Raw genomic sequence first — 17,000 nt, 5'->3', positions numbered from 1 at the left:
TGCCCCGTGGCGAGGACCGGTGACTCCGCTCGTCCCGTGACCGTCTCCCCTCTCGACTCCGTGGACTTCGACCTGGACCGCACCAGTCCGGTGCCGCTCTACTACCAGCTCGCCCAGCAGCTGGAGGCGGCCGTCGAACACGGGATCCTCGCCCCGGGGAACCTCCTGGGCAACGAGGTCGACCTGTCGGTGCGCCTCGGCCTGTCCCGCCCCACCGTCCGCCAGGCGATCCAGTCCCTGGTCGACAAGGGGCTGCTGGTCCGCCGCCGCGGTGTCGGCACCCAGGTGGTGCACAGCCAGGTCAAACGGCCGCTGGAACTGAGCAGCCTCTACGACGACCTGGAATCGGCCGGACAGGGCCCGACCACCCGGGTGCTGCGCAACGAACGCGTCCCGGCAGCCCCCGACGTCGCCGCGGCCCTCGGCGTCGCGGAGGGCGCCGAGGTGACGGTACTGGAGCGGCTGCGCTGCACGCACGGCCACCCGGTGGCGTTCCTGTGCAACTACCTGCCCTCGGCGCTGCTCGAACTCGACACCGAGCGGCTGGAGTCGACGGGCCTGTACCGGATGATGCGCTCCGCAGGCATCACCCTGCACAGCGCCCGCCAGACCGTCGGGGCCCGCAGCGCCACCGCCGAGGAGGCCGCGTTGCTGGACGAGAAGGAGGGCGCAGCCCTGCTCACCATGCAGCGCACCGCCTACGACGACACCGGCCGGCCGGTGGAGTACGGCACCCATGTCTACCGGGCCTCGCGGTACGCCTTCGACTTCCAGTTGCTGGTCAGACCCTGACAGTCGCTGGTCAGACCAGGAAACGGAACCACTCGTGTTCACACAGCCCCCGCGGCCGCAGCTGCCGCGGGGGCCACCTTGCCTGCCCTTCAACAAAGTTGCAGGTAACGGCGACGATTACATTTCGGGCAAGAGACACTCCAGTGCGACCGGAGCTATTGACGCATGAGCGGAAACGGGGCTGTTATTACGCCCACGATGTTCGGTCGAGTTGGTTTCTGATCGGTTTCGAAGACCTTTCGGTGATCAACTCATCCCCTTGACCGAACCCTGCATGCCTCAGGAGCCGCCATGCGCCTCTCCCCCGCCGGTCTTTCGGTCCCGGGTCCCAGCCGTCGCTCGCTACTGCGTGGAGCGGGCGGTGCCGCCCTCCTCGCCGGTGCCGGCATTCCCCTGCTGTCCGCCTGTGGCGGCAGTGGCTCGTCCTCCGACCCGAAGACCGTCACCCTCGGCTCCAACGCCTCCGACGCCGTGCCGAAGAAGGCCTTCGCGGAGATCTACGCGGCCTTCCAGAAGCAGTCGGGTATCACGGTCGATGTCAATACGAAGGACCACAACACCTTCCAGGAGCAGATCAACTCCTACCTGCAGGGCACGCCGGACGACGTGTTCAACTGGTTCGCCGGTTACCGCATGCAGTTCTTCGCGGCGAAGAAGCTGGCCACGCCGATCGACGACGTGTGGGCCAAGATCGGGGACAACTTCCCCGACGCGATGAAGAAGCTCGCCAAGGGCGAGGACGGCAAGTACTACTTCGTCCCGCTGTACACGTACCCGTGGGCGCTCTTCTACCGCAAGAGCGTCTTCCAGCAGCACGGCTACAAGGTCCCCGCCACCTGGGACGAACTGGTCGCCCTCTGCAAGCAGATGAAGAAGGACGGCCTGGTCCCGATCGCCTTCGGTGACAAGGACGCCTGGCCCGCGATGGGCACCTTCGACCAGATCAACTTCCGCCTCAACGGCTACGACTTCCACGTCGAGCTGATGGGCGGCAAGGCCTCCTGGACCGACTCCAAGGTGAAGGCCGTCTTCGACCACTGGTCCGAGATCCTCCCCTACCACCAGGACGGCTTCATGGGCCGCACCTGGCAGGACGCCGCACAGACCCTGGTGTCCAAGAAGGCCGGCATGTACCTGCTGGGCTCCTTCGTGGCCCAGCAGTTCACCAACAAGGCCGACCTGGACGACCTCGACTTCTTCGCCTTCCCGGAGATCAACTCCGCGTACGGCCAGGACACCGTCGAGGCACCGACCGACGGGTTCATGGTGAGCAAGGCCCCGAAGAACAAGGCGGGCGTCACCAAGCTCCTCGAGTACCTGGGCACTCCGGAGGCCGAGGCGATCTACCTGAAGGCCGACTCCAGCGTGGTGGCCGCCTCCAGCAAGGCCGACACCTCCTCGTACACCCCGCTGCAGAAGAAGGCGTACGAGATGATCAGCGGCGCCAAGAGCCTCACCCAGTTCATGGACCGCGACTCCCGGCCGGACTTCACCTCCACGGTGATGCAGCCCGCACTGCAGAAGTTCCTCCAGAACCCCAAGGGCGTGGACGGCTTGCTGTCGTCGATCGAGCGCCAGAAGAAGCAGATCTTCGCGTCCTCGTGAGCAGCGGCATGACGACCGACACGACGACGAAGACCCCGGAGGCGGCCGCCGTGCCGCCTCCGGGCGCTGCTTCCGCATCCGAGCGGGCCACGCAGGGCCACCGGCGCCTGCTGACCCGCCGTGACCGGATCACGCTCGCCCTGATGGCGGGCGTGCCCACGGTCCTGCACGTGATCCTGGTCTGGGTCACGGCTCTCGCCTCCATCGCGCTCGCCTTCACCACCTGGGACGGCATCGGGTTCGACTCGATCAAGTGGGTGGGCCTGGACAACTTCAAACAACTCTTCAACGACAACCCGCAGTTCTGGCCGGCCCTCCAGCACAACGTCATCTGGTTCGTGGTGCTGATCCTGATCCCGACGCCGCTCGGCCTGTTCCTGGCCGTGCAGCTGGACAAGAAGATCCGGTTCAGCCGCGTCTACCAGACCGCGTTCTTCCTGCCGGTCGTCATCTCCATGGCGTGCATCGGATTCGTCTGGCAGCTCGTCTACAACCCGGACACGGGCCTGATCAACAGCCTCATCGACGCCAACAAGCCGGGCCACTACATCGACTGGATCGGTGACCCCAAGCTCAACCTCTGGGCGGTCCTCATCGCCGCGTCCTGGCGGCACACCGGCTACATGATGATCCTGTACCTGGCCGGCCTGAAGGGCGTCGACCCGTCGCTCAGGGAGGCCTCCGCACTGGACGGCGCCAACGAGTGGCAGACGTTCAAGAACGTCATCTTCCCGACGCTGCGCCCGACCAACACGGTCGTCCTGGTCGTCACGATCATCGAGTCGCTGCGCGCCTTCGACCTGGTCTTCGTCTTCAACAAGGGCGCGCAGGGCACCGAGTTGCTGTCGATCCTGGTGACCAACAACATCATCGGTGAGTCGAGCCGTATCGGTTACGGTTCGGCGATCGCGGTGGTCCTGCTGGTCATCTCGCTGATCGTGATCATCCCGTATCTGATCGCGACCTTCCGGAAGGAGCGGCGCGCATGAGCACCGTGAGCGCGCTGGCCAAGCAGCGCACCCCGATCCGCCCGGCCCGCGTCCTGCTGCACGTCTTCCTGGCCGGTACGGCCCTGGCGTGGCTCGCCCCGCTGCTGTGGGCGATCTTCTCGGCGCTGCGTCCGTACAGCGAGACCAGCGAGCGCGGCTATGTGTCCTGGCCGCACACGCTGAACTTCGACAACTTCAAGAACGCGTTCACGCAGTCGGACATGACCCACTACTTCATGAACACGTTGATCATCGCGGTCCCGGCCGTGCTGCTCACGCTGTTCCTGTCGTCGATGGTCGCGTTCTACGTCAGCCGCTTCGACTTCCGGCTCAACCTGGCGCTGCTGCTGGTCTTCACGGCGGGCAACCTGCTGCCGCAGCAGGTCATCATCACCCCGCTGTACCGGCTGTACCTGCTCACGGACCTGCCGGGCATCACCGCGAGCGGCAAGCTGTACGACTCGGCGCTCGGCCTGGTGCTGATCCACGTGGCGTTCCAGTCCGGGTTCTGCGCGTTCGTGCTGGCCAACTACATGCGCTCGCTGCCGCACGAGCTGACGGAGGCCGCGCTGGTCGACGGCGCCTCGGTGTGGCGGCTGTACTGGCAGATCACGCTGCCGCTGTGCAAGCCGGCCATGGCGGCCCTGGCGACCCTGCTGTCGATCTGGATCTACAACGACTTCTTCTGGGCCCTGGTGCTGATCTCGACCGGCGAGAACATGCCGATCACCTCGGCGCTGAACAACCTCTCCGGCCAGTACTTCACCGACCCCAACCTGGTGGCCGCGGGCGCCCTGCTCACCGCGATCCCGACGCTGATCGTGTACTTCGCGCTCCAGCGCCAGTTCGTCAGCGGTCTGACCCTGGGCTCCAACAAGGGCTGAGGCGCGCGCACGTGAAAGAGAACGAAATCCCAGTGAATCGCACCCTGTCCGTCCCCGGCCTCGGCTACGGCGGCGACTACAACCCCGAACAGTGGCCCGAGGAGGTGTGGGCCGAGGACGTACGCCTGATGCGCGAAGCGGGCGTGAACATGGTCAGCATCGGCATCTTCTCCTGGGCCCTGATGGAACCGTCCGAGGGCGAGTACGACTTCTCGCGCATGGACCGGATCCTGGACCTGTTGCACGAGAACGGCATCGCCGCCGACCTGGCCACGCCCACGGCGGCGCCTCCGGCATGGTTCTTCCGCGCCCACCCCGAGGCGCTGCCGGTCGACCGGGACGGGCGTGCCCTCTCCTACGGCAGCCGCCAGACGTTCTGCCCGTCCAGCCCGGCCTACCGCGAGGCGGCCCTGCGCATCGCGGGCGCGCTGGCCGAGCGGTACGCCGGTCATCCGGCCGTCGCCATGTGGCACGTGCACAACGAGTACGGCTGCCACAACGCGGCCTGCTACTGCGACACCAGCGCGGCGGCCTTCCGCCGCTGGCTGCGGGCCCGCTACGGCGACGACCTGGCCGCCCTCAACGACGCCTGGGGCACGACCTTCTGGTCCCAGTGGTACTACGACTGGGAGGAGATCCTGCCGCCGCGTGCCACCGGCGCCGTACCCAACCCGACGCACCAGCTGGACTGGCGCCGCTTCTGCTCGGACGAGCTGCTGTCGCTGTACACGGCCGAGCGGGACGTGCTGCGCGCGGCGGCCCCCGCGATCCCGGCCACCACCAACTTCATGGTGATGGCCACCTTCGACGCCCTCGACTACTGGCGCTGGGCACCGGAACTGGACATCGTCGCCAACGACCACTACCTGATGTCCGCCGACCCCGAGTCGGAGATCGACATCGCGCTGAGCGGCGATCTGATGCGCTCGCTCGCCGGCGGCCCGTGGCTGCTGATGGAGCACTCCACGGGCGCGGTGAACTGGCAGCCGGTCAACCGGGCGAAGAACCCGGGTGAGTTGCGCCGCAACGCGCTGGCCCATGTGGCACGCGGGGCGGACGGCATCGCGTACTTCCAGTGGCGGGCGGCGAAGGCGGGCGCCGAGCAGTGGCACTCGGCGATGCTCCCGCACGCGGGCACCGACAGCCGGATCTGGCAGGACGTGGTACGCCTCGGCGCCGACCTGAAGGCCCTGGCCGAGGTCCGCGGCAGCACCGGCACCGCCGAGGTCGCCGTCGTGTGGGACTGGGACGCCCGCTGGGCCCTGGAGCTGCCCTCCCAGCCGAGCGGCGAACTGCGGTACCTGGACCTGGTCCGGGCCTGGTACGAGCCGCTGTGGCGCGCGGGCGTGGCCGTGGACTTCGTACGCCCCGGTGCGGACCTGTCCGGCTACCGCCTGGTGCTGGCCCCGAACCTGTACCTGGTCGACGACACGGGCGCGGCGAACCTCTCGGCGTACGCCGAGCGCGGCGGCACCCTCGCCGTCGGCTTCCACAGCGGGGCCGTGGACGAGAACTGCCATGTCCGGCTGGGCGGTTACCCGGGAGCCTTCCGGAACGTGCTCGGCGTGCGCTCCGACGAGCCGTTCCCGCTGCTGCCCGGGCAGCCGGTCGCCCTGACCGGTGCGGTGCCGGACGGGGCGACGGGCACGCTGTGGTCGGAACGGCTGCGGCTGGAGGGCGCGGAGGCGGTCGCCGCGTACGCCGACGGTCCTCTGGCCGGTGTCCCGGCGGTCACCCGGCACCCGTACGGGGCCGGCGCCGCCTGGTACCTGGCCACGCTCCCCGACCTGGCCACGCTGACCGCCCTCCTGGACCGCATCCGCACCGAGGCGGGGGCCGAGCCGGTGCGCAGGGCCCCCGCCGGTGTGGAGGTGGTCCGCAGGCGCGGCCCGGAGGCGGACTACGTCTTCGTCATCGACCACGTGGGCCGGGGCGCGGAGCTGCCCGTCGCACCGGGCGCCACGGAACTCCTCACCGGCAAGGAGACGGCCGGCTCGGTCACGGTCGCGCCCGGGGACGTGGCGGTCGTGCGGGAGCCACACGGCTCCCGGAAGACGCGTGGTCCTCAGTAGCTGCAGAGGGGCACGTTGTAGTCCCGGTACGGCGCGCTCGTCACACCGGTGTTGACGTACCAGTCGGAGACATATCCCTCGCCCGAGCCGTGGTTGCTCGTGGCCGGGTAGAGGACGTAGTCCCAGTAGGAGTCGCCGCTGATGTTCTGCCCCGCGTACTGGCAGACCAGCCGCACGGCGAGGCCCGCCTCCAGCGTGGTCTTGTACGTGCAGGAGGTGCTGGGATAGGGCTGCTTGCCCGGGTGGTAGCAGTCCCGTACGGAGACGGAGCTGCTGCCGATCGTCACGTTCTGGGTGGCGGACGCGGGCGTGCCCGCGGCCAGCGTCAGCCCGGCGACGGCCGCGGCCAGCGCGGCGATCATGGCGAGCCGCGGGCGCTTCCGGGTGCGCGGGGACTGCGTGGCGGGGTCGTCGGCGGATGTGCGGTGGTCCGTGGTCATGGTGCCGGCTCCTTCACTCGTAGAGCACGTACGCGAGAGCCCGACCGCTGTCGGTGCGGGGGCTGGGTGGTCCGCCGCGGCGCCGTCTTCGGCGCCTTGGGGCGAACCGCCTGGCCACCTTTGTAGGTGCGGCGGCGGCCCCGCAGCGGTGTCGTTGCGCGCCGGCAGTCCCGGTGCAACACCGCCCGCCGGAGGACGGCGGCCGTGCTAACGGGCCACCCCACATCCCGACTCGTCCGGATTTCGCCTCCCAGTGGTGAAGGAACCTCTCCAGGGTGGGAGGACCCGGAGGGGGGTGCACGTGGCTCGGACCGCTTCTCCTGTGGCCGCGGCTCTCAGATGGACGCCGTGGCAGATACGCGCGGGCTGGCTGCTGCGCGCCCACCGCCTGCACCACGCCGACCGGGGGCTCCGGCATCTGCCCGGCTTCGCCCGCGCCTACCGCGAGGGGCACCCCGGCACCTGCGGGATCAGCCCCAGTTCACTCTCGCGCTGGGAGAACGGCCTGGTCCCGGTCACCGCGGAGGCGGTCCGCCGCTACGAGAGCGTCCTCGGTCTCGCCCCGTACCGGCTGCTGGGCCCCGTCCAGACCCTCGCCCGGCACGAAGGAGGTCCGGCCGCGGCGGCGTTCCTGGCCGGCAGCCCGCCGCCCGCGGGCGCCACCGGCCTCGACCGGGCCGACGCGCTGCTCGACAGCGTCCTGGACGGTGGCGTCCTGACCGGTGACGACTGGGACGACCTGACGCGCTGGGCCGCCTACGAGGGCGGGCGCGTCTCACCGAGCCGCATCCGCCACGCCGTCTGCGACCGTCTCCTCCAGGAGATGCTCGTGTCGGACGGTGTCGCCTGGATGCGCCGCTTCGAAGCGCTCGGCCGTCTGCTGGCCGATCCTTTCTGGTCCGCGGAGGCCGTCGGCGTGTGCGCCGGCGTCGCGGAACAGGCCGAGCACGCCGGTCTCATCGAGACGGTGTGCGCGCTCGACGGGAGCCCGCATCCGGACGCGAGCCGGGCCGTGCTGCGTCAGCTCACGGACCCGACCACCCCCGACAGCTTCTACGGGGCGCTGCTCGCCGGCGAACGGAAGACCCGCAAGCGCCATCTGACCGCCGCGCAGACGGCGACCCTGATCGACGTCGTCGACGCGGTGCTGGGCAGTGGCCCGCGCGGGGCACCCTCGCTGCCCGCCGTGGAGGCGGCCGCCGTGCTCCTGCACCGCCTCCCTCTCGGACGCGCCCACGCGGCCCGGCTGGCCGACGTCTGCGCGGACCGCCCCACCCCGCACGCCATCCTCACCCACGGCGCCCTCACCGACCCGGCCGCGGCCTCCGTCGTGGTCGCCCGTGTCCTGGCCCACCTGCCGACCGGGGACGTCCCGGCCCGGTCCGTCGCCGTGCTCGGCGGTGTCCTGGACGACCTGCTGCACCATCCGGTGGCGGACGTCCGCCTCTACGCCGCGATACTGCTGCGCGCCAGTCCGTACGGGCCCGGTGTCGCCCGGGCCCTCGCCGAGGAACTGCGCCAGTCCGCCACCGTGCGGGCGGAACAGCGCGCCATCCCGATGCTGCACGCCCTGCGTGTCCTCGGCGGTCCGGAGCAGCGTGCCGTGGTGGCCGGCCTGACCCTGGCCAGGGGACTGCCACCCGGGGTCGTCTCGGCCGCGGTGCACGCCCTCGGCCACATCGGGGGCCGCAGCCCCGAGAGCTACTGGCGTGCGGTCTTCCGCCACCACGCACCCGACGCCCGGGAGGCGACCGCGGTGCCCGGAACCGCAGACTCCGACGGAGTCCTCAAAAGGCTCATCTACGGCTTCGCGATGGCCGGTGAACTGGACCTCCTCACCCGCCTGGTCGCCGAACACGCCCAGGCTCTGCCCGCACAGCGGCTGTCCGCCTGGTGGACGAGCCTCGCCCGCCACATACGCGACAGCGCCCTGCGCTGACGGATGCGAAGGAGGCCGGCCAGGGCCGCAACTTCTCCCTGCCCACGGGCCGCTGCGGCACACGATGTGCACCATCGGGCGCCCTCGACGAGACAAGAGACGGTGATTCGGCGGCAGCTCGGGGCATCCCCGACCATGGGCTCGCCGCGGCGATCTCGGGAACACCAGTTCGCTGAGAGGCACACCCACCCATGCACGTCACCGGAACCGCCCCGCAGCCGGCTCCGGCCCCCTCGGCACCCCCGAGGACCCGCACGGCACCACCGACAGGCATCCCCGCCGCTTCGGACTGCCCGTCGCCGCTGCCAGGCGGCCGGTCCCAGGAATCGACCGAGGGGCCGTGCCAGATCCTCTGACACGACCCCTCGACTCACGTTGCCGCAAGTCGGGACGACAGGATTTGAACCTGCGACCCCTTGACCCCCAGTCAAGTGCGCTACCAAGCTGCGCCACGTCCCGGTGCGTTCACTCGCGGTGACCCGCGTGATCGCGCGAACAGCACTTTACCCCACGGGCCGGGGTGCGCCGAAGAGGGACCGGGGCAGGGCGGGGACAATCGGTCGTATGGGAGACGCGGAAGCAGGGGCGGTGCGGCCGGAGGGCAGCCGGGACCGGGACGTGGCGGGGCGGGCGCGCAACGCCCGGCCGCGGGACGGGCTGGGGCGCCCGCTGCCGTACGGGGCTCAGGGTGTCGCCCGGCAGCCGGAGGGAGTCCTACGGACCCCGCAGGAGACGGTCGCCGAGGCGCAGGCGCTGCTCGACGCGGGAAAGCCCTTCCACGCCCACGAGGTGTTCGAGGACGCCTGGAAGTCGGGCCCCGAGTCCGAGCGGACGCTGTGGCGCGGCCTGGCCCAGCTGGCGGTGGGCCTCACGCACGCGGCACGCGGCAACACCACCGGCGGGGCGCGGCTGCTGCGGCGCGGTGCGGGCGCGATCGAGGGGTGGGCGTCCGGGAAGGGAGAGGCCGGGTCGTACGGGATGGATCTCGCCGGGCTCGCCGGGTGGGCCCGGGCGCTGGCCGAGCGGGTGGAGCGAGGGGCGGAGCCCGTCGACGCGGGCGCCGAGGCACCGCGGCTCGGTTCCTGAGCACCGGCGCGTGCCCCGCGGAGGCGGTGGGCTCACTGTCAGTGGCATGCGGCAGACTCGGGGTGTGCGAAAGATTCATGTCATCGGTATCGGTGCGGGCGATCCCGACCAGCTCACCCTCCAGGCGGTCAAGGCACTGCGGAGCACGGACGTGTTCTTCCTGCTCGGCAAGGGCGAGGTGAAGAGCGATCTGACCCGGCTCCGCCGGGACATGCTGGACGCACACCGGCCCGGGGGCGGGTACCGGGTGGTGGAGGCCCGGGACCCGGAGCGGGACCGCACGGCGGGCGGGGACGCGTACTCGCCGGCCGTGGAGGACTGGCGCAGCGCGCGCGCCGGTATCTACGAGCGGCTGATCGCCGGGGAACTGGGCGAGGACGGCACCGGTGCCTTCCTGGTGTGGGGCGACCCGTCGCTGTACGACAGCACGCTGGGGATCCTGGAGGAGGTGCTGGAGAGAGGCGCCGTGCAGTTCGAGTACGACGTGGTGCCCGGGATCAGCAGCGTCTCCTCGCTGGTCGCCCGGCACCGCACGGGGCTGAACCGGGTGGCGCGGCCGGTGCAGATCACCACCGGGCGGCGGCTGGCCGAGGGCTTCCCGGAGGGGGTGGACGACGTCGTCGTGATGCTGGATGCGCACCAGACCTTCCGGCAGTACGCCGAGGAGGACATCGACATCTACTGGGGCGCGTACCTGGGCACCCCGGACGAGATCCTCGTCTCCGGACCGATCGCCGAGGCGGGGCCGCGCATCGAGCGGCTGCGCGCCGAGGCCCGGGAGCGCAAGGGCTGGATCATGGACACGTATCTGCTGCGCAGGCATCCCGGTCCCGGGGAGTCCTGACCGGCGGGCTCGGTGATCAGGGGCCGTCGAAGCCCAGCCGGCCGAGTGCGGCCGTCACGTCCGGTACCGCCGTCACGCCCTCGGGAAGCGGAGGGCGTCGTACGACGACCACGGGCAGGCGGAGGTGCCGTGCGGCCGTGAGCTTCGCTGCCGTCGCCTCGCCGCCGCTGTCCTTCGTCACCAGCACGTCGATGCGGTGGGCGCGCAGCAGCTCGGTCTCCTCCGCGAGGGTGAAGGGGCCGCGGGCCAGGATCACTTCGGTGTGCGGCGGCAGGGTGGCTTCGGGCGGCTCCACGGACCGTACGACGAAGTGCAGGTCCGTCAGGTGGGCGAAGGCCGCCAGCCCCAGGCGCCCGGTGGTGAGGAACACCCGGCGGCCCAGGCCGGGCAGGGCTTCGGCGGCGGCGGTCAGGGAGCCGGCGTCGTGCCAGTGGTCCCCGGGGCCGGGGCGCCAGCCGGGACGGCGCAGCACGACCGCGGGAATGCCGGTGGCCGTCGCCGCGCGGGCCGCGTTCACCGTGATCGACTCGGCGAAGGGATGCGTGGCGTCCACGACGGCGTCCACCTCGTGCCCGCGCAGCCAGTCGGCGAGGCCGTCCGCGCCACCGAAGCCGCCGATGCGTACCTCGCCGTCCAGCGGACCCGGCCGGGAGACGCGACCCGCGAGAGAGGTGGTGACCCGGACTCCGGGCCGGGCCGCGAGGTCGGCGGCGAGGCGGCGGGCCTCCGTGGTGCCGCCGAGGATGAGGACGTGCGGGGACATGGGGTGAGGGTACGAGGTCGTCCGGGCCGATCCGCCGCCCGGGTCACCGGACCCGGTGCGGATCGAGGCACGGTCGCCCCGGCCCGGCCCGATCCGCCGGACAGGCCCTAGGGTCCAGCCATGGAATCCGTGCGCGCCGTCCTGATCGACATCGACGGTGTCCTCACCGTCTCCTGGGAGCCGCTGCCGGGTGCGGTGGAGGCGCTCCGGCGGATCCGCGCCGCCGGTCTCGGCGTGGCCCTGGTGACCAACACGACGTCCCGTACGCGGACGTCGATCGCCGAGACCCTGTCGGGGGCCGGTTTCGAGGTGGGCGCCGAGGACGTCCTCACCGCGCCCGTCCTCACCGCCGCCCATCTCGCCGAGCACTTTCCCGGCGCCCGATGCGCCCTGCTCAACAGCGGGGACATCGGGGAGGACCTCGGTGACGTCACCCTGGTGGACGAGCGTCCGGACGTGGTCGTCCTCGGCGGTGCGGGGCCCGGTTTCGACTACGCCGCGCTCAACCGGGTCTTCGGGTATCTCCAGCAGGGGGCGCGGCTCATCGCCGTGCACCGCAACCTGTACTGGCGGACCGACGCGGGGCTCCAGCTGGACTCGGGCGCCTTCCTGCTCGGGCTGGAGAGGGCCGCGCGGGTCGAGGCGGAGGTCACGGGCAAGCCGTCCCCGGCGTTCTTCGAGGCGGCGCTGGCCAGGCTGGGGGCGGCTGCGGACCGGGCGCTGATGGTGGGCGACGACATCGAGTCGGACGTGCTCGCCGCCCAGCGCATCGGTATCACGGGGGTGCTGGTCCGTACGGGCAAGTACCAGCCGGAGACGCTCGCGAGCGCGAGCGGCACACCGGACCACGTCGTGGACTCCTTCGCGGACCTGCCGGCGCTGCTGGGGCTACCGCAGTAGCAGCTGCACGCCGCCCACGATCGTCGCCGCGATCACCAGTTGCTCGAACAGCCGCTGGTTGATCCTGTTCACCGCCCACTTGCCGAACGACGCACCGGGCACGACGAACACCACGAGCGCGGCGTCGAGCAGCAGGGAGCGGCCGTCGATCAGGCCGAGTCCGGCGCTGAAAGGCACCTTGGACACGTTCACGATGAGGAAGAAGAAGGCCGACGTACCGAGGAACCCGAGCTTCCGGAAACCCGCGGAAAGGAGATACATCGACATCACCGGCCCGCCCGCGTTCGCGACCATCGTCGTGAACCCGCCCAGGACGCCGTACGAACGGGCCTTCATCCGGCCCGCCCGGGTGGTCACCGCGTCCGGCTCGTCCCCTGCCCCGGCCCGGCGGCGCCGCCACAGTGTGACACCGGCCATCAGCAGCAGGATCGCGCCGATCGAGGTCCGTACGACCTCGTCGTCGGCCCACACCAGGAACAGCGTGCCGACCACCACGCCGACCGCGACCGCGGGGAACAGCCGCCACAGCGTGGGCCAGTGGGCGTGCCGCCGGTAGGTGAGGACGGCGAGCACGTCGCCCGCGATCAGGACCGGCAGCAGCACCCCGGTGGAGGCGCGGGCGGGCAGGACCGCCGCGAAGACGGCGAGGCTGACCGTGTTGGCCCCGCTCACGGCGGTCTTGGAGAAACCCACGAGCAGCGCGGCGAGGGCGAGTGCGGCGAACTGCCAGCCGGAGATGTGCCAGAGCGTCATCGTGTTCATGCGGGAACCGATGCTATGCGCACGCATCCGGCGTCGTAAGGACCGTCTCGCAGGGCGGTCCTCACCACCGTGCGGCAGAGTGGCCCTGTCGTGCCGCGTACTGGGCGCGCAGCTCCCGCTTGAGCACCTTCATGCTCGGCCCGAGCGGCAGCGCGTCCGTGAACTCCACGCGCCGCGGGTACTTGTGGCGGCCCAGGTGCTCCTTGGACCAGTCGATGAGGCCGGCCGCGTCGGGGGCGGTGCCGGGTGCCGGGACCACGACGGCGCACACGTCCTCGCCGTGCAGTTCGTCGGGCAGGCCGATGACGGCCACCTGGGCCACCTCGGGGTGCCGCATCAGGACCTCCTCGACCTCCCGCGGGTACACGTTGAAGCCGCCACGGATGATCACGTCCTTCTTGCGGTCGACGATCCTGAGGAAGCCCTCCTCGTCCTTGGTGCCGAGGTCCCCGGTCCGGAACCAGCCGTCGACCACGGCCTCGGCGGTGGCCTCGGGCCGGCCGAGGTAGCCGGAGAAGACGTTGTGCCCGCGGATGACCACCTCGCCCAGCTCGCCGTGCGGCAGGAGTTCGATGCGCCCGTCCACCTCGGCGCGGGCGATCTCCACGTCGATGCCCCACAGCGGGTGGCCGATGGTGCCGGCCCTGGTGCCGAAGACGGGCTGGTTGACCGTGGCCGCCGGCGAGGTCTCCGACAGCCCGTACCCCTCGTAGATCTTCGTGCCGAACGAGGCCTCGAACCGCTCCAGTACGGCCACCGGCAGCGAGGCCCCGCCGGAGACGGACATGCGCAGTTCGGGCAGGGCGCCGGCGTCCTCGGCGGCGGCCGCGAGGGCCACGAACATGGTCGGCACCCCGTGGAAGGTGTTCACGCCCTCCTTCACCATCAGCTCGATGGCGCGGGCCGCGTCGAAGCGGGGCAGCAGGACGAGCGTGGCGCCCGCCCTCCAGGTGGAGTTGAGCGACACGGTCTGGCCGAAGGCGTGGAACAGCGGCAGTGCGCCCAGCGCGATGTCGTCGGTGCGGACGTCGTTGGCGTCGAAGGCGTTGACGGTCGCGTTCATCACCAGGTTGAAGTGGCTGAGCACGGCGCCCTTGGGGACGCCCGTCGTGCCGCTGGTGTAGAAGACCACCGCCGGGTCGTCGGCGGCGCGCGTGACGTAGGCGGGCAGCGGCGTGGCCCCGGCCGCGAGCCGGTCGAACTCCTCGCCCAGGGTGACGACCCGGACGCCGACGGCCTCGGCGGCGGCCCGTCCGGTCTCGACCTGCGCCGGGTGCACGAGCAGCAGGGTGGCGGCGCTGTCCTTCAGGACGTGCTCGACCTCCGGCGCGGACAGCAGCAGGTGCACGGGGACGACGACGGCGCCCGCCGCGGCGGCCGCGTAGTAGGCGAGGGGGAACTCTGCGGTGTTGGGGGCCATCAGGGCGACCCGGTCCCCCGGCCGGACGCCCAGTCCGGCGAGTGCCCCGGCCTGGGCGAGGGACCGCCGCCACGCCTCCCCGAAGGACAGCCGCAGGTCGCCTTCGACCAGGGCCGTCTTCTCGGGGCGGCGCCGGGCGTTCTCGGCGAGGATGCTGGCGAAGGACAGGGTTGCCATGGAGTGATGCTCCGTTTCCTTGCTGCGGCTCGTACTACCGAATCCCCTTGCGGGGAGCCCCCGTCGAAGAGCTGTCAGACTCTCTCCACCAGGACCGCACTCCCCTGTCCCACTCCCACGCACATGGTCGCCAGCCCGCGCTCCCCGCCCGTGCGCCGCATCCGGTGCAGCAGCGTCGTCAGGATGCGGGCGCCGGAGCAGCCGAGCGGATGCCCGAGGGCGATCGCGCCGCCGGTGGGGTTCACCAGGTCGGGGTCGATGCCGAGCTGGTCGACGCAGGCCAGGGCCTGGGCCGCGAACGCCTCGTTGAACTCGGCCTCCTGCAGGTCACCGACCTCCCAGCCGACCCGGGCGAGCGCCTTGCGGGTGGCGGGGACCGGGCCGATGCCCATCACGTCCGGGTGGACGCCCGCCGAGGCGCCGGCGACATACCGGCCGAGGGACTCCAGGCCCAGCTCGTTCAGGGCCTCCTCGCTGACCAGCAGCAGCCCGGCCGCACCGTCGTTCATCGGCGAGGCGTTGCCCGCCGTGACCGTGCCGTCCGCACGGAAGACGGGCCTGAGGCGGGACAGCTTCTCCAGCGAGGTGTCCTCGCGGACGCACTCGTCCTGCTCCACCGTGACGCCGTCCGGGCGCTCGACGGGCAGGAGTTCGTCGTCGAAGTGGCCGTTCTTGCGTGCGGCGGCCGCCAGTTGGTGGCTGCGCAGCGCGAACCCGTCCTGCCGGGCGCGGGAGACGCCGTACCGCTCGGCGACCTCCTCGGCCGTCTCGCCCATGGACAGCAGGCCGTGCAGGTCCTTCATGGCCGGGTTGACCAGGCGCCAGCCGAGCCGGGTGTCGTAGGTCTCGATACGCGGCGGCAGGGCCTCGTCGGGGCGGGGCAGCACGAAGGGGGCGCGGCTCATCGACTCGGAGCCGCCCGCGATCACGATGTCGGCCTCGCCCGCGGCGATGGTGCGCGCCGCCGTGGTGACCGCTTCGAGGCCGGAGGCGCACAGCCGGTTGACGGTGGCGCCGGGCACGGACTCGGGCAGGCCGGCCAGCAGCGCGGCCATGCGGGCGACGTTGCGGTTGTCCTCGCCGGCCTGGTTGGCGGCGCCCCAGTAGACGTCGTCGATGCGGGCGGGGTCGAGCGCGGGCACGTCGGCCACCAGGTGGCGGATCACGGCCGCCGCGAGGTCGTCTGGCCGCACGGCGGACAGGGCGCCGCGCAGCTTGCCGATGGGGGTGCGGCGGGCGGCCGCGAAGTGGACGGGACGCACGGCTTGGACTCCTGACCGACGACGCTGTGGATCAGCACGGACCTACGTGGGCGGCAGAGCTACTTAATTAGCACTGCTAGTTTTAGACTATAGACCTCGGACCCGCTCGCTGGGAAGATCCCCCGGAACCTTCACCCAGGCAACCGGAGGAGACATGCACCACGTCCGCGAGCACGTCCTCGACCGCATCGTCGTACGCGAGTGGTCGCACCCGCAGCCCCGCTACCTGGCCCTCGTGGTGCACGGGTACGGCGAGCACGCGGGCCGGTACGACGAACTGGCGGGCGTCCTCGCCGAGCACGGGGCGGCCGTGTACGGGCCCGATCACGTCGGACACGGGAGGTCGGCCGGCGAGCGGGTGGTGATCGAGGACTTCGAGGACGTCGTCACCGACGTGCACACCGTGGCGGACCTCGCCCGCGCCGCGCATCCTGGCCTGCCGCTCGTCATGGTCGGCCACTCCATGGGCGGTCTGATCGCGGCCCGGTACGCCCAGCGGTACGGCACCGAGCTGACCGCGCTGATCCTGTCCGGGCCGGTGATCGGCGGCTGGGAGCTGCCCGGGCGGCTGCTCGCCCTGGACGAGATCCCGGACACCCCCATCAGCCCGGCCGCGCTCTCCCGCGACCCCGCCGTGGGCGCCTCCTACGCCGCCGACCGACTGGTCTGGCACGGCCCGATGAAGCGGCCGACCCTCCGGGCGTTCGTGCGGACCCTGGAGTCCGTCGCCGAGGGCGGGGACGTCGGCCCGCTGCCGCTGCTGTGGCTGCACGGGGACGACGACCGGCTCGTTCCCCTGCCGGGGAGCCGGGCCGGGGTGGAGCGGCTCAGCGGCGGGCGGCTGACCGAGCGGATCTTCGCCGGGGCTCGGCACGAGGTGTTCAACGAGACGGACAGGGCCGACGTCTTCGCGGAGGTGGTCCGCTTCGTCGACGGGGCGCTCACCGCAGGAGACCCGTCGCCCGCACCGGCCGGCGACCGGGCCACCGTCCGCTGAAGCTCTGGCCGGCCCGCCCAACTCGGCCGGGCCGCCCTGCTGTTGGCCGGACGGGCACCGCCCGCAGA

Annotated in this window: 15 protein-coding genes and 1 tRNA gene; 10 read left to right on the top strand and 6 right to left on the bottom strand. The window is 71.5% G+C overall.

The genetic code is table 11. The annotated features are described in order from the left end of the window. The first annotated feature begins 6 nt into the window (after positions 1–6). The 5 genes from ABZ471_RS17300 (at position 7) to ABZ471_RS17280 (ending at position 6,342) form a co-directional block, all read left to right on the top strand. Positions 7–792, top strand: coding sequence for a GntR family transcriptional regulator (locus tag ABZ471_RS17300; RefSeq protein ID WP_359067278.1), 786 nt, complete (start codon positions 7–9; stop codon positions 790–792). A gap of 291 nt (positions 793–1,083) precedes the next feature. Next, positions 1,084–2,397 carry an extracellular solute-binding protein gene (locus tag ABZ471_RS17295; protein WP_359067276.1) on the top strand — a complete coding sequence of 438 codons (1,314 nt, stop codon included), beginning with the start codon at positions 1,084–1,086 and terminating at the stop codon, positions 2,395–2,397. Positions 2,398–2,405: 8 nt separating this feature from the next. Beyond that, positions 2,406–3,386: a sugar ABC transporter permease gene (locus ABZ471_RS17290; protein WP_359067274.1), complete on the top strand. Its 981-nt coding sequence runs from the start codon at positions 2,406–2,408 to the stop codon at positions 3,384–3,386. Continuing rightward, a complete protein-coding gene (locus ABZ471_RS17285) occupies positions 3,383–4,270 on the top strand; it encodes a carbohydrate ABC transporter permease (RefSeq protein ID WP_359067272.1) in 888 nt (295 codons plus the stop codon). The genes ABZ471_RS17290 and ABZ471_RS17285 overlap by 4 nt, the downstream gene beginning before the upstream one ends. A gap of 32 nt (positions 4,271–4,302) precedes the next feature. After that, complete coding sequence (locus tag ABZ471_RS17280; RefSeq protein ID WP_359067270.1) at positions 4,303–6,342, top strand: beta-galactosidase; 2,040 nt, start codon at positions 4,303–4,305, stop codon at positions 6,340–6,342. Here ABZ471_RS17280 and ABZ471_RS17275 read toward each other — a convergent pair. Further along, positions 6,336–6,782: a hypothetical protein gene (locus ABZ471_RS17275; protein ID WP_359067268.1), complete on the bottom strand. Its 447-nt coding sequence runs from the start codon at positions 6,780–6,782 to the stop codon at positions 6,336–6,338. The genes ABZ471_RS17280 and ABZ471_RS17275 overlap by 7 nt on opposite strands. Positions 6,783–7,083: 301 nt before the next feature. On the opposite strand from ABZ471_RS17275, the gene ABZ471_RS17270 reads away from it, so the two are divergent. Continuing rightward, positions 7,084–8,721 (top strand): helix-turn-helix transcriptional regulator, encoded by a 1,638-nt coding sequence (locus ABZ471_RS17270; RefSeq protein ID WP_359067266.1) that lies wholly within the window; start codon positions 7,084–7,086, stop codon positions 8,719–8,721. A gap of 385 nt (positions 8,722–9,106) precedes the next feature. Here the strand turns inward: ABZ471_RS17270 and ABZ471_RS17265 are convergent. Continuing rightward, positions 9,107–9,180: transfer RNA gene (locus ABZ471_RS17265), tRNA-Pro, on the bottom strand. 105 nt (positions 9,181–9,285) lie between these two features. Between ABZ471_RS17265 and ABZ471_RS17260 the strand changes: the two genes are divergently transcribed. Both ABZ471_RS17260 and cobF read left to right on the top strand, forming a co-directional pair. Next, positions 9,286–9,807, top strand: coding sequence for a DUF309 domain-containing protein (locus tag ABZ471_RS17260; RefSeq protein WP_359067264.1), 522 nt, complete (start codon positions 9,286–9,288; stop codon positions 9,805–9,807). Positions 9,808–9,871: 64 nt separating this feature from the next. Continuing rightward, a complete protein-coding gene (gene cobF / locus ABZ471_RS17255; RefSeq protein ID WP_359067262.1) occupies positions 9,872–10,651 on the top strand; it encodes a precorrin-6A synthase (deacetylating) in 780 nt (259 codons plus the stop codon). Positions 10,652–10,667: 16 nt separating this feature from the next. Here cobF and ABZ471_RS17250 read toward each other — a convergent pair whose 3' ends face one another. Further along, on the bottom strand, positions 10,668–11,414 hold the full coding sequence (locus ABZ471_RS17250) for a cobalt-precorrin-6A reductase (RefSeq protein WP_359067260.1): 747 nt from the start codon (positions 11,412–11,414) through the stop codon (positions 10,668–10,670). Positions 11,415–11,534: 120 nt separating this feature from the next. Between ABZ471_RS17250 and ABZ471_RS17245 the strand changes: the two genes are divergently transcribed. Next, positions 11,535–12,314 (top strand): HAD-IIA family hydrolase, encoded by a 780-nt coding sequence (locus tag ABZ471_RS17245; RefSeq protein WP_359067258.1) that lies wholly within the window; start codon positions 11,535–11,537, stop codon positions 12,312–12,314. On the opposite strand, the gene ABZ471_RS17240 is transcribed toward ABZ471_RS17245, so the two are convergent. From ABZ471_RS17240 to ABZ471_RS17230, 3 genes are all read right to left on the bottom strand, one after another. Further along, positions 12,303–13,076 (bottom strand): sulfite exporter TauE/SafE family protein, encoded by a 774-nt coding sequence (locus tag ABZ471_RS17240; RefSeq protein WP_359067256.1) that lies wholly within the window; start codon positions 13,074–13,076, stop codon positions 12,303–12,305. The genes ABZ471_RS17245 and ABZ471_RS17240 overlap by 12 nt on opposite strands. Before the next feature lie 61 nt (positions 13,077–13,137). Beyond that, positions 13,138–14,673, bottom strand: coding sequence for a long-chain fatty acid--CoA ligase (locus tag ABZ471_RS17235; RefSeq protein ID WP_359067254.1), 1,536 nt, complete (start codon positions 14,671–14,673; stop codon positions 13,138–13,140). Between the two features lie 74 nt (positions 14,674–14,747). Continuing rightward, on the bottom strand, positions 14,748–15,935 hold the full coding sequence (locus tag ABZ471_RS17230; protein ID WP_359067252.1) for a thiolase family protein: 1,188 nt from the start codon (positions 15,933–15,935) through the stop codon (positions 14,748–14,750). A 154-nt stretch (positions 15,936–16,089) separates the two neighbouring features. Between ABZ471_RS17230 and ABZ471_RS17225 the strand changes: the two genes are divergently transcribed. Further along, entirely contained in the window at positions 16,090–16,932 is an 843-nt protein-coding gene (locus ABZ471_RS17225; protein ID WP_359067250.1) for a lysophospholipase, read from the top strand. Positions 16,933–17,000 lie beyond the last annotated feature (68 nt).

This window comes from Streptomyces sp. NPDC005728 (assembly GCF_040630895.1).
Taxonomy (GTDB): domain Bacteria; phylum Actinomycetota; class Actinomycetes; order Streptomycetales; family Streptomycetaceae; genus Streptomyces.
This window is presented reverse-complemented; position numbering and strand designations above follow the sequence as displayed.